Raw genomic sequence first — 12,702 nt, forward strand, 5'->3', positions numbered from 1 at the left:
CGCTTTTGCTTTTCACCACTCATCAGGCCGAGCGTTAGCTCGCCTTCCGCTTTTGATCTGAGCGCCCCCTCGAGAGGCCGAGTGGAGGTTCTGCGCAGTGGGCAACCCGGCATGGATGCCGGGTTAGCCGCCCCCGGCCATGGATGGCCGATGGCGGCGGGCCCATGGAGCAGGGCCGGAGCGAGGGCATGCCGAGCCTAGGCGAGGCACCGAACGAAAGGGGCAAGAGCCCTTGGTTACTTGGGGCTTTTCCAAGTGACTCGCTGTAAGAGCGAAACCAATAGCCGCCGATACCGAAGAACCGGATATGTACACCTAGCCCAGTCCCAAACACCCAGAAACGGCCGCACACGAAACAACAGGCAATAAAAAGCCCCGCTTTTCAAGGCGAGGCTTTTGAGGTTTTCAGCGTTTCTGGCGTCTCAGGCAACCAGTGCCTGACGGGTACGCTCGATCACGGCCTGCAGCGGCTCGGCGCTGGAGTATTGATCGGGGTACAGGCGTTCGCTGTGACGAGCGATGCCGTGTTCGTTGACCAGAGTGAAACTGAAGCAGCCTTTGCGAGCGGCCATGATCAGGCAGTTCATTGGTGCAAAAGCGTTGGTTAGGGTGCGAATGGCATCCTGGGTGTGGATTTGAGTAGTCATTAATGGGTGTTCCTACAAGCGACACGGATAAGAACCGTGCAAAATTAAAACGTTCCAGTGACGACGACCACCATTGGTCGAACGAAGAACCCGACTGGAACAAAGCAGCCAGTTTGAAGCGCTGATTAAGTTGGCGCGCTTGGGCTGGCAGGTAGGTACTTAGGAGGGCAGGCAACACATCAAGGGCAAAGGTTCTGGGCCCGGGGTGAAGATCCTGATCAATTTGCAGGCTGGTTCGGTCAGAGTAAGTGAGCTTCGCAACACCCTTTGCTTTCGATTCAAAGGCTGTGTTGGCGCAAGGTTTACCTGGAAACCATCGAGGTGGTCGATCCCGCTTGTTCGGTTGAGGCTTCCTTTGGGAAGGCTGACCGGGAGGATTTGTTCGACCAGAATTGACTTTCAGCTTGGTACTAACGCCGCGGATACTAACGGATTGAATTGCAGAAAGGAAGTGTGTTAGTCAAAAACATCTCCCGGATGCCGCCATTCGTGTGCGGACTGGCGCTTACCCACAGCCAGAGAGCGCCGGTTTCGCCCTGTAATGGCACAGATTCCGACCATCGGTCGTCGACGTTCGTCGGTTCGAAACCGGTCTGGATCATGGGTTCGCCAGGGTTTATCCCCAAGCCAGGTGAGAAAATGCGCCGAAAAAGCGCATGGATATAACTGCCTCGAAGGTACTTGTGCACATAAGTTGCGCGGACTGTCACCCCACTGTCATCAGCCCTTCAAACGTAGTGGGTGCCTGTAACCAAAATTTAAGTCAATGAAAAACATCGGTTTTTTTTACTGGTGAAAAAATCGTCAGTTTGACTGCGAGCCCCATTCCACAGGGCTTTGCGAGAGTTCAAGGGCGGTTGTCCACTGAGTTATCCACAGCTTCTGTGGATTGTCCCGAGCGCTTGCTCTAGGACGGGCGTGCCGGGTTTTTTTAGGCTTTACCTGTAAGAAAAAAAGAGTAGAGTGGCGCGCCTTCCGATCTGCCCCACAGTGCTTTATGAAGTTTCGCTCAGTACCAGCTCCCGCAACCTCGACACCTACCAGCGTCACCCCACCCAAGCGCTTTTCGATGCGTGTGGCCGAATGGCTGCTGGACAGCCCGCGTCTGGGCGAAAACCACAACGTCAAACATTTCGCCGGGCGTTTGCTCAAGCAGCCGGCGCGTGAAGGCGTGGTGGCCGCGCAGAGCCGTCTCGGTCAGTTGATGTGCCGCGAATGCGGGAATGCCCGGGACCGCCGTATCGGCCAGGACCTCTTGCGTCAGGCCGCGCGCGCCGGGGATCGGCGCGCTCAACAGGAACTCGGTCTGATCGAAGACTGAGCTGTCCAAGACCTGACACCTTGGTTAACCTTCAAGCTTTATCGAACGGGCAGGATTGGCTATGGCGATGGACTTGACCAGCATATTGCTCGGTCTGGCAGGTGCTGCACTGCCGTTGCTGGTATTGGCCTGGCAACTTCAGCGCCGTGCGAGCACCACGCAGTCAGAGGTTGCACTGCTGGAAGAGCGTCTGGCCATGGCCAACCTGGCACAGGATGGGTTGAATGCCCAGCTCGAAGCCGCTCGCGACGAAATCGCTGACCTGGGGCAGGCCAACGCCGCCAAGCAGGCAGACCTCGCCGCCTTGCGCCGTGAAGTCGAACTGCTGCAGATCGAACGTGATGACGCCCGCGACGCCGCTCATGCCTGGAACATCGAGCGCGCCGGCAAAGACGTTGAGTTGCGTCGCCTGGACGCTCAAGCCGCCTCGCTGAATGCCGAGCTGCGTGAGCAACAGGAAAGCCATCAGCAGCGTCTCAGTGACCTGCAAGGCTCGCGGGACGAGCTGCGTGCCCAGTTCGCCGAGCTGGCCGGCAAGATCTTCGACGAGCGCGAGCAGCGCTTCGCCGAAACCAGTCAGCAGCGTTTGGGGCAGTTGCTCGATCCGTTGAAAGAGCGCATCCAGTCGTTTGAAAAACGCGTCGAGGAAAGCTATCAGGCCGAGGCGCGCGAACGCTTTTCGCTGGCCAAGGAGCTGGAGCGTCTGCAACAGCTGAACCTGCGCCTGAGCGACGAAGCGACCAACCTGACCCGCGCCTTGAAAGGGCAGAAGACCCAGGGTAACTGGGGTGAGCTGATTCTCGAGCGGGTGCTTGAGCACGCCGGTCTGGAGAAGGGCCGCGAGTATCAGACCCAGGTCAATCTCAAGGGCCCGGATGGCGAGCGGTTCCAGCCGGACGTGATCATTTATCTGCCTGGCGACAAGCAGGTGGTGGTCGACTCCAAGGTCAGCCTGACGGCCTATCAGCAATACGTGGCGGCCGAAGACGATGCCATCGGCCAGATCGCCATCAAGCAGCACGTGCTGTCGCTGCGCAACCACGTCAAAGGTCTGGCCGGCAAGGATTACAAACGGCTCGACGGCTTGCACAGCCTGGATTTCGTCTTGCTGTTCGTGCCCATCGAAGCGGCGTTTTCCGCGGCGTTACAGGCGGAGCCAACGCTGTTTCAGGAAGCGTTCGACCGCAACATCGTGATCGTCAGCCCGACCACGTTACTGGCCACCCTGCGTGTCATCGACAGCCTGTGGAAGCAGGAGCGGCAGAGTCAGAACGCCCGTGAAATTGCCGAGCGGGCAGGGTGGCTGTACGACAAGTTCGTGTTGTTCATTCAGGACCTGGATGAAGTCGGCAATCGCTTGCAGCAACTGGACAAGGCCTACAGCTCGGCGCGCAACAAGCTGACGGAAGGCCGTGGCAACCTGGTCAGCCGCAGCGAGCAGCTCAAGTTGCTCGGCGCGCGGGCCAGCAAGAGTCTGCCGGCGGACCTGTTGGAGCGGGCGATGACGGATGTCGATGGCCTGGTCGAATTGCCCGAGTAATCTCAAAAGCATCGCCGGCAAGCCGGCTCCTACAGTTAACCGCGTTCTCAACTGTAGGAGCCGGCTTGCCGGCGATGGCGTCCGTCAAAACACCACATCACTAAAAACCTGCCGATCTACAACGGCAAATGCCGACTCAACAACGCCCGCAACGCCGCCGGTTTCACCGGTTTGGCCAGGTAATCCAACCCCGCCGCATGCACCTGCGCCACCGTCTCGGGGTGCCCATCGGCGCTGATCACCACACCGGGCACCGGCTCGCCCAAACGGGTGCGCAGCCACGCCATCAACTCGGTCCCGGTCTCGCCGTCGTCCAGGTGATAATCCACCAGCGCCAATTGCGGACGTACGCCATCGCTGAGCAACGCCGCGCATTCGTCGCGATTGCGCGCTGTCCAGACCTGACAACCCCAGCGGGTCAACAAGCTGTTCATGCCTATAAGGATGCTGTCCTCGTTGTCGATGCACAGCACCTGTGCGCCGCTCAGGAGTTTGCCGTTGAGTTCGGTGACGTTGGCCGGCGCCGCGATTTGCGCGTGAGCCAACGGCACGCTGACGCTGAACACGCTACCGCGCCCCGGCCAGGAACGCACTTGCAAGGTGTGGCCCAGAACGCGACACAGCCCGTCAGCAATCGCCAGGCCCAGGCCCAGGCCTTTCTCGGCACGGGTCTGGTGGCTGTCGAGGCGTTTGAATTCCTCGAAAATCACTTTCAGTTTGTCTTCCGGGATCCCCGGGCCACGGTCCCAGACCTCCAGGCACAGTTCACCCTTGTGCCGGCGAACCCCCAACAGCACTGGCCCCTTGGCGTAGCGAAAGGCGTTGGTCAGGAAGTTTTGCAAGATCCGCCGCAACAGTTTGATGTCACTGTCGACCCGCAGCGTACTGCCGCGAACGCGGAATTTGAGCCCCTGGTCCCGGGCCAGCGCCTTGAATTCCGCGCCAAGAATATCGAACAGCTCATTGAGCACGAACGGTTTCGGCTCCGGGTTGATCTTGCCGTTTTCCAGGCGGGAAATGTCCAGCAAATCGCTGATCAGGTCTTCGGCCGAGCGCAGTGATGAATCCAGGTGATGAACCAGTTTCTGCGCTTCGCTGGACAAGCCATCGTCCTGATGGGACAGGGCTGCAGAAAACAGTCGGGCGGCGTTCAGCGGTTGCATCAGGTCGTGGCTGACCGCTGCGAGAAAGCGGGTCTTCGACTGGTTGGCCGACTCGGCGGTGCCCTTGGCTTCGGTCAGGGCCACGTTGAGTTGCGACAGCTCGTGGGTGCGCTCGGTGACCCGTCGCTCCAGGCCTTCGTTGGCTTCGGTCAGCGCCTGCTCGGCCTCGCGGAACGCGGTGATGTCGGTGAAGCTCATGACGAAACCGCCGCCCGGCATCGGGTTGCCGATCAGCTCGATCACACGGCCATTGGGGAAAAGTCTTTCAGACGTGTGGGCACGGCCCTGACGCATCCAGTGCAATCGGCGTGCGACGTGCACTTCAGCTTCACCCGGCCCGCACAGACCACGCTCGGCGTTGTAGCGAATGATGTCGGCAATCGGCCGACCGACGCTGATCAAGCCATCCGGGTAATTGAACAGTTCCAGATAACGCCGGTTCCATGCCACCAGCCGCAGCGACTGGTCGACCACGCTGATGCCCTGGGTAATGTTCTCGATCGCGCCTTGCAACAAGGCGCGGTTGAATTGCAGCACTTCCGAGGCTTCGTCGGCGATGCGCACGACGTCCTCAAGTTGCATTTCCCGCCCTTCGATGGCGGCTTTTACCACCGCCCGCGTCGAAGAAGCACCCAGTACACCGGCCAGCAAACGTTCGGTATGGGCGATCCACTCGCTGTCGGCGTTCTGGTTCGGGTTGAAGCCTTTGCCCTGGCGGTAGGCGAAACGGATAAAACTCTGACGGGCGCGTTCTTCACCGACAAACCGTGCCGCGAGTTGCAGCAGATCTTCGATTTGCACCGCCAGCATTGAACGCGCGCTGGGGCGGGCACTGATTTCCTGGCCGATGAAACGCCCGGCCTGCCAGTGCTCCGAAACCCTTGTACGTGACAGCACCGACACCCAGGCAAACAGCGTGAAGTTGGCCGCCAGCGACAACACCACGCCTTGGGTCAGCGGGGTGAGCGGCAGGTTCAGCGGATTGCTGTGTAGCCACGCCAGCCCGGGGAACGTGCTCAACGACACGCCGAGGCTATGCGCGGCAATAGGCAGAATCAGCGTGTAAAACCACAGGAACGTACCGGCGGCGAGGCCGGCGAACACGCCACGGCGGTTGGCCTGTTTCCAGTACAGCGCGCCAAGCATGGCCGGGGCCAGTTGGGTCACGGCGGCAAAGGCGATCTGGCCGATGGTCGCCAGGCTCGCGGTCGAGCCCAGCAGTCGATAGCTGACGTACGCTAGCAGCAAAATCACCACGATGCTGACGCGGCGCACCGACAGCATCCACTGGCGGAACACTTCGAACGGCCGCTCGGCGTTGTTGCGACGTAGCAGCCACGGCAGCAGCATGTCATTGGAGACCATGGTCGACAGCGCCACGCTGGCAACAATCACCATGCCGGTCGCCGCCGAAGCACCGCCGATAAAGGCCAGCATCGCCAGGGCGGGATGGGCCTGGGCCAGAGGCAGGCTGATCACAAAGGAATCCGGCAACACTGAACTTGGCAGCAGCATCTGGCCGGCCAATGCGATCGGCACGACAAACAATGCCGCCAACGCGAGGTACGCCGGGAACACCCACTTGGCCAGGCGCAAATCCTGCGGGTCGATGTTTTCCACCACGGTCACGTGGAACTGCCGGGGCAGGCAGATGATCGCCATCATCGCCACGCCGGTCTGCACGACCATCGATGGCCAGTTGATGGTTTCCTTCCAGTAGGCTTCAAGGCGCGGCGCGAGCATGGCCTGGTCGAAGAGGTCGTCGAAACCGTCGTACAAGCCGTAGGTCACGAACGCACCCACCGCGAGAAACGCGAACAGCTTGACCAGGGACTCGAACGCAATCGCCAGCACCATGCCGCGGTGGTGTTCGGTGGCGTCGAGGTTGCGCGTACCGAAGACGATGGTAAACAACGCCAGCACCAGCGACACAATCAGCGCCGTGTCCTGGGCGCGGGTGCCCATGGCGTCGGCACCGGCACCGATCAACAGGTTCACCCCGAGCACGATGCCTTTGAGTTGCAGCGCAATGTAGGGCAGCACGCCGACCAGGCAGATCAGCGCCACGACAATCGCCAGTGACTGGGATTTGCCGTATCGGGCGGCGATGAAGTCGGCAATGGAGGTGATGTTCTCCTGCTTGCTGATCATCACCATTTTTTGCAGGACCCACGGCGCGCAGACCAGCAGCAGGATCGGCCCGAGGTAGATCGGCAGGAACGACCAGAGTTGTTCGGCGGCCTGGCCGACGGCGCCGAAGAACGTCCAACTGGTGCAATAGACCGCCAGCGACAGGCTGTACACCCAGGCGCGCACTCGCGGCGGCAGCGGCGCGCTGCGACGGTCACCGTAGAAGGCGATGGCGAACATGATGGCCATATAGGCCAGGGCGACGGCGGCAATCAGCCCGCTGGACAGCGACATGGAAACTCCAGACAAAAGACACACGGGACGACAGCCCGGACAGACAGTCTCGCACGACCGTCCGCGTTAGTCAGTGTCGACCAAGGTCGTGGAGTGGCGGGGTGTCGCAGGGTGGAGCGTCAGTCAGATTTTAGGTGCTTGTGCTGGCCTTTTCGCGGGCAAGCCACGCTCCCACAGGTTCTGTGTCGTATCCAAATCATGCGGTCAGCACAAACCTGTGGGAGCGAGGCTTGCCCGCGAAGGCGTCATCACTGACTGAACGCAATCTCGATCAACCGATGCAACTCCTCAACCTCAAGCGGCGCTGGCGAAAACAGAATGCGAAACACCGTAGGCGCCGCCATCAGATTGATCAGCCGATCAACACCCGGTTTCGGCTGATCCGGATAACGATCCAGAATCATCTGCAACTGCCCGCCAATGATCGTCACACACAGACCCGGCGTCGGGCTCGATTGCACATCGCGCAGCATGTTGCGGCCAGGTTCGGAGCTCATCTCGTCCAGATACTGCTCGGCCCAGGCCTGCACATCCCCGCGCAGGCTGCCGGTGTTGGCAGGCTCGCTGTCGGGTTGCATGCGCGCCAGGGCGACATCCGCCAGCAAGGCCGACAGATCGCCCCAACGCCGATAGATGGTCGACGGCGTAACCCCCGCGCGAGCCGCGATTTGCGGGACGGTCACGGTGGAACGGTCCTGTTCTTCGAGGAGCGCACGGACTGCCGAATGAATCGACTCTTGCACCCGGGCACTGCGGCCGCCGGGGCGTAAACCTTCTTTAATAGCCATGGAGCGGACCTTAACACAAAGAATTTGCTTTAAGCGCAGACGAGTAGCACACTCCGCAAAAGCAAAAAGTTAGCTTTTGCGGAGTGTGCGCATGTCGAGTTCTGTTTCCAGCCGTTCAACCCTGTGGTTTCTGGCGATCACTTTACTGAGTTTTCTCGCCGCTTCCACGGCGCCGACGCCGTTGTATCACTTGTATCAGGAGCAGCTGCATTTCTCGGCAGCAACCTTGACCGTGATTTTCGGCATCTACGCCATCAGTCTGCTGGTGGCGCTGCTGACGGTCGGTTCGCTCTCGGACTACCTGGGACGCAAACCGGTCATTTTCAGCGCCGTCCTGCTGAACCTGCTGGCGATGCTGTTGTTTATCAATGCCGACAGCGTGGCGTGGTTGATCGGCGCACGAGTGCTTCAGGGGTTCGCGACCGGGATGGCCACCGCCGTATTGAGCGCCGCGCTGCTGGACACCGATCGCCAGCAGGGGCCGCTGATCAACAGTGTCGCGCCGCTGCTTGGTATGGCGGTTGGCGCCGTGGGGTGCGGCTTGCTGGCCGAGTTTGCACCGCTGCCGCTGCAGCTCACTTATTGGGTGTTGTTCGCGCTGTTTGTGATGCAGGCGCTGTATGTCTGGCGCTTGCCGGAAAGCGTCAGTTCGCAACCGGGGGCATGGGCCTCGTTGCGTCCGACCCTGCATGTGCCGACCCAGGCTCGCTCGACCTTGTGGCGAGTGTTGCCGCTGAATATCGCGACCTGGGCACTCGGCGGTTTTTATGCCTCGCTCGGCCCTTCGTTGCTGCGCACGGCCACCGGTTCCACCTCGAACCTGATGGGGGGAGCGGCAGTCGCCGCATTGACGCTGACCGGCGCGCTGATGATCTTTACCCTGCGCAACCGGCCTGCCGCCAGGGGGCTATTGCTGGGCGGCACGTTACTGCCCATCGGCCTCGTGTTGCTGTTGCTGGGCGTGCACAGCGCCAGCCTGGCATTGTTTTTCCTCGGCACGCTGGTGGCCGGTTGCGGATTCGGCGCCGGTTTCCTCGGCGCGGTGCGCAGTCTGGTTCCGCTGGCGCAGCCCCATGAGCGGGCCGGGTTGATGTCGGCGTATTACGTGCTCAGTTACCTGGCGTTCTGCTTGCCGTCGTTGCTGGCGGGGAATCTGACGCGCACGTTTGGCCTGGTGGCGACCACCGATGGTTATGGTGCCGTGCTGATTGTCCTGTCGGTCGGTGCGTTGCTGGCGTTGATGCGGCCGCGACCTGCCGAAGTGTGCAGCGCGACCGGTCATCCATAAAAAAACGCGGCGCCGTTCAAGGCGCCGCGTTTTTGTGTGCAGCGATCAAATCTGTGCAAATCCGCCATCGACGAACAACTCGATCCCATTGATGAAGCTGCTGTCATCCGAGGCGAGGAACACCGCGGCTTTGCCCACTTCCGATGGCGTTCCAAGACGGCCAATCGGCACTTGGCTGGCGAGGTAATCCAGCAACCCCTGCTGCTGGTCTGCTGGCGCAAGTTCGGTCAGGCCGGGCGTGTGAATCGGGCCGGGGCTGATGACATTGACGCGAATCCTGCGGGCTTTCAAATCCAGCAACCAGGAGCGGGCAAAGTTGCGCACCGCCGCTTTGCTGGCGCTGTAGACGCTGAAGTTTTCCGTACCTTTGGTGGCGGTCGTGGACGCGGTGAGAATCACCGAACCGCCGTCCTTGAGCAGCGGCAATGATTTCTGCACGGTGAACAGCAAGCCTTTGACGTTGACGCCGAAAATCCGGTCGAAGTGTTCCTCGGTAATCGCGCCGAGGGGCAACATGTCGCCACCGCCCGCATTGGCAAAGACGATGTCCAGAGTACCGGCCTTGGTCCTGATCACGTCGAAGATGCGGTCCAGGTCGGCAAGGTTCGCGACGTCGCCCTGAATCCCGGTGACGTTGTGACCGATGCTGCTGACCGCGGCATCCAGTTCGGCCTGGCGGCGGCCGGTGATGAACACCGTGGCGCCTTGGTCGACGAACGCTTGAGCCGATGCCAGGCCGATGCCGGTGGTGCCGCCAGTGATCAGTGCAACCTTGCCTTTGAGTGTGTTGCTCATGAGGTGAATCTCCGCTGAGTCGTTAAGGAAGTTCCTGGCACTGTCGTGCGCCGTTGAACAAACTCTATGTCGGAAGATTCATCGGAAAAATCGCCTGAATCGGGTTTGTTTGTACATGGTTGTGGACAATACTCAAGGCTTGTCCCTTGAGATGTCTGTCATGAATCAACTGTTGGCCATGCGTGTTTTCTCCCGCGTCGTGCAGGCCGGTTCGTTTACCAGGGCCGCCGACTCGCTGAACATGCCAAAAACCTCGGTCAGCAAACTGGTGGCCGAGCTTGAAGAACACCTCGGTGCGCGGCTGTTACAGCGCACCACGCGCCGGCTGACGGTGACGGCGGATGGCATGGCTTACTACGAGCGCGCCTTGCAGTTGATGGTGGAGCTGGACGATCTGGACAACAGTTTCGCCAGTGCCCAGGGCCACCCGCGCGGCAGGATTCGCGTCGATGTCGGCGGCTCGGTGGCGACGATCCTGATCATCCCCGCATTGCCGGATTTCTATGCCCGATACCCGGACATCCAGGTCGAGTTGGGTGTCAGCGATCGGCCCGTGGACCTGATCAGCGAAAACGTCGATTGCGTGATTCGCGGCGGGCCATTGACCGAACTCTCCATGGCTGCGCGACCCCTGGGCCTGTCGTCATGGACCACCTGCGCCACCCCCGGCTATCTCGAACGTTTTGGCTTTCCGATGGACCCGCGAGACCTTGAGAAAAATCATCGCATCGTCAGTTATCACTCGGCGCGTACCGGGCGGGTAATGCCGGCGCGATTCGAGCGCAACGGTGAAAAGTTCGAGATTCGGGGGCAGGGAGCATTCAGTGTCAACGAGAGCAATGCCCATCTGGCCTCAGGGCTGGCGGGTCTTGGGGTGATCCACACGTTCACTTACACCGTGCAACCGCACATCGAGCGTGGCGAGCTGGTGCCGATTCTTCAGGACTGGCGCCCGCCCCGGTATCCGTTTCACGTGTTGTATCCGCCGAACCGGCACCTGAGTAACCGGGTTCGGGTATTTATCGATTGGCTGGCGCAGCTGTTCGCCGGTTTGGGTTAGCCTTGGCACCGCCATTTCTTTCGACGGACCGCCCATGAAGATCATTCGCAGCCAATCCTTCACCGCTGACCGTGCCTGGGGAGCGCTGGACATCGCCAACATGAACGGCATCACCACGCGTCTGCACTGGACCGATCAGCCATACAAGTGGCATGTGAATGATGGCGAGGAGGTGTTCGTTGTGCTCGATGGCCAGGTGCAAATGCGCTATCGCGAAGCAGGCCAGGAGAAAGCGGTGATGTTGGCTGTCGGCGATATCTTTTACGCCTCGGTGGGCACCGAGCATGTGGCGCATCCGCAGGGGGTGGCGAGGATATTGGTGATCGAATCGGAAGGCAGCGTTTGATGCTATATCTACAAAATAGATAACAGTTAGAGATATTACCCGTTATATAGATATTCGATTTGGACCTACCCTGAACTCCACCTCAACAGAGGACAGGAGTTCGCTATGACATGCCCCAACGCCACCCCCGTTTACAAACCTTTCAGTCATTTGCAGCACCCGCGCGAGGTCATCCGCCAGTTCACCCCGAACTGGTTCGCCGCGACCATGGGCACGGGCGTTCTGGCGCTGGCCTTGGCCCAGTTGCCTGGCGCGACGCCGGGTCTGCATGCGATCGCCGAAGCCCTTTGGCTGTTCAATATCGGTCTGTTCATCTTGTTCACGGCGCTGTACGCGGCGCGCTGGGTGCTGTTCTTCGATGAGGCCCGGCGGATTTTCGGGCACTCCACGGTCTCGATGTTTTTCGGCACGATTCCCATGGGGTTGGCGACCATCATCAATGGCTTCCTGCTGTTTGGCCTGTCGCGCTGGGGCGAAGGTGTCGTCCATGTGGCCGCGCTGCTGTGGTGGCTGGACGTGGCGATGTCGCTGGCCTGCGGTGTGCTGATTCCCTACATGATGTTCACCCGCCAGGAGCACAGCATCGATCAGATGACTGCCGTTTGGCTGCTGCCAGTGGTGGCGGCGGAAGTGGCGGCCGCCAGTGGCGGGTTGCTGGCGCCGCATTTGGCCGAGGCCCATGGGCAACTGGTGGTGTTGGTGACCAGCTACGTGCTCTGGGCATTTTCCCTGCCGGTGGCGTTCAGCATTCTGACCATTCTCATGCTGCGCATGGCGCTGCACAAACTGCCTCACGAAAACATGGCCGCGTCGAGCTGGCTGGCGCTCGGCCCGATTGGCACCGGGGCACTGGGCATGTTGCTGCTGGGCGCCGACGCGCCGGCCATCTTCGCCGCCAACGGGTTTGCCGGCCTGGGTGAAATCGCGGCGGGGCTGGGGCTGGTAGCGGGGATCACGCTGTGGGGCTTCGGTTTGTGGTGGATGCTGATTGCGCTGCTGATCACCGGGCGTTACCTGCGCGCCGGGATCCCGTTCAACCTCGGCTGGTGGGGTTTCACCTTTCCGCTGGGCGTCTATTCTCTGGCAACGTTGAAACTGGGAAGCACGTTGAACCTGGCGTTTTTCAATGCCTTTGGCTGTGTGCTGGTGGCGTTGCTGGCGATGATGTGGCTGATCGTTGCCAAACGCACGGTACAAGGCGCGTGGCGGGGTGAGTTGTTTGTCTCGCCGTGCATTGCAGGTTTAAACAAATAACCGGGTAATGTGTGGCCTGGATCGGCGTGCGGCATTCCAATCACAGTATCCACGCCACTCTCTAACAACATCAGGG

General features: G+C 60.6%; 10 protein-coding genes. 6 read left to right on the top strand and 4 right to left on the bottom strand.

The window, feature by feature from the left end; genetic code table 11:
* Window positions 1–422: 422 nt before the first annotated feature.
* Complete coding sequence (locus KGB27_RS07270) at window positions 423–647, bottom strand: hypothetical protein (protein ID WP_008031832.1); 225 nt, start codon at window positions 645–647, stop codon at window positions 423–425.
* A 997-nt stretch (window positions 648–1,644) separates the two neighbouring features.
* On the opposite strand from KGB27_RS07270, the gene KGB27_RS07275 reads away from it, so the two are divergent.
* Together KGB27_RS07275 and rmuC are read left to right on the top strand one after the other, a co-directional pair.
* On the top strand, window positions 1,645–1,968 hold the full coding sequence (locus tag KGB27_RS07275) for a sel1 repeat family protein (protein WP_032832831.1): 324 nt from the start codon (window positions 1,645–1,647) through the stop codon (window positions 1,966–1,968).
* A gap of 175 nt (window positions 1,969–2,143) precedes the next feature.
* Complete coding sequence (gene rmuC, locus KGB27_RS07280; protein WP_177318191.1) at window positions 2,144–3,508, top strand: DNA recombination protein RmuC; 1,365 nt, start codon at window positions 2,144–2,146, stop codon at window positions 3,506–3,508.
* 116 nt (window positions 3,509–3,624) lie between these two features.
* Here the strand turns inward: rmuC and KGB27_RS07285 are convergent, their stop codons facing one another.
* Together KGB27_RS07285 and KGB27_RS07290 are read right to left on the bottom strand one after the other, a co-directional pair.
* Window positions 3,625–7,095, bottom strand: a complete 3,471-nt coding sequence (locus KGB27_RS07285; protein ID WP_223553739.1) for a hybrid sensor histidine kinase/response regulator — start codon at window positions 7,093–7,095, stop codon at window positions 3,625–3,627.
* A gap of 248 nt (window positions 7,096–7,343) precedes the next feature.
* The gene (locus tag KGB27_RS07290) at window positions 7,344–7,883 is read right to left on the bottom strand and encodes a TetR/AcrR family transcriptional regulator (RefSeq protein ID WP_008031824.1); all 540 of its coding nucleotides are present in this window, start codon (window positions 7,881–7,883) and stop codon (window positions 7,344–7,346) included.
* Between the two features lie 91 nt (window positions 7,884–7,974).
* Between KGB27_RS07290 and KGB27_RS07295 the strand changes: the two genes are divergently transcribed.
* Window positions 7,975–9,171, top strand: a complete 1,197-nt coding sequence (locus KGB27_RS07295; protein ID WP_223553741.1) for an MFS transporter — start codon at window positions 7,975–7,977, stop codon at window positions 9,169–9,171.
* A gap of 45 nt (window positions 9,172–9,216) precedes the next feature.
* Here the strand turns inward: KGB27_RS07295 and KGB27_RS07300 are convergent, their stop codons facing one another.
* Window positions 9,217–9,966 carry an SDR family NAD(P)-dependent oxidoreductase gene (locus KGB27_RS07300; protein ID WP_223553743.1) on the bottom strand — a complete coding sequence of 250 codons (750 nt, stop codon included), beginning with the start codon at window positions 9,964–9,966 and terminating at the stop codon, window positions 9,217–9,219.
* A gap of 160 nt (window positions 9,967–10,126) precedes the next feature.
* On the opposite strand from KGB27_RS07300, the gene KGB27_RS07305 reads away from it, so the two are divergent.
* From KGB27_RS07305 to KGB27_RS07315, 3 genes are all read left to right on the top strand, one after another.
* Window positions 10,127–11,026, top strand: coding sequence for a LysR family transcriptional regulator (locus KGB27_RS07305; RefSeq protein WP_207285336.1), 900 nt, complete (start codon window positions 10,127–10,129; stop codon window positions 11,024–11,026).
* A gap of 34 nt (window positions 11,027–11,060) precedes the next feature.
* Window positions 11,061–11,372 (top strand): cupin, encoded by a 312-nt coding sequence (locus tag KGB27_RS07310; protein ID WP_207285335.1) that lies wholly within the window; start codon window positions 11,061–11,063, stop codon window positions 11,370–11,372.
* Window positions 11,373–11,477: 105 nt separating this feature from the next.
* A complete protein-coding gene (locus KGB27_RS07315) occupies window positions 11,478–12,626 on the top strand; it encodes a TDT family transporter (RefSeq protein WP_207285334.1) in 1,149 nt (382 codons plus the stop codon).
* Window positions 12,627–12,702: the final 76 nt, after the last annotated feature.

Source organism: Pseudomonas sp. BF-R-01, from assembly GCF_019946615.1.
Taxonomy (GTDB): Bacteria; Pseudomonadota; Gammaproteobacteria; order Pseudomonadales; family Pseudomonadaceae; genus Aquipseudomonas; species Aquipseudomonas migulae.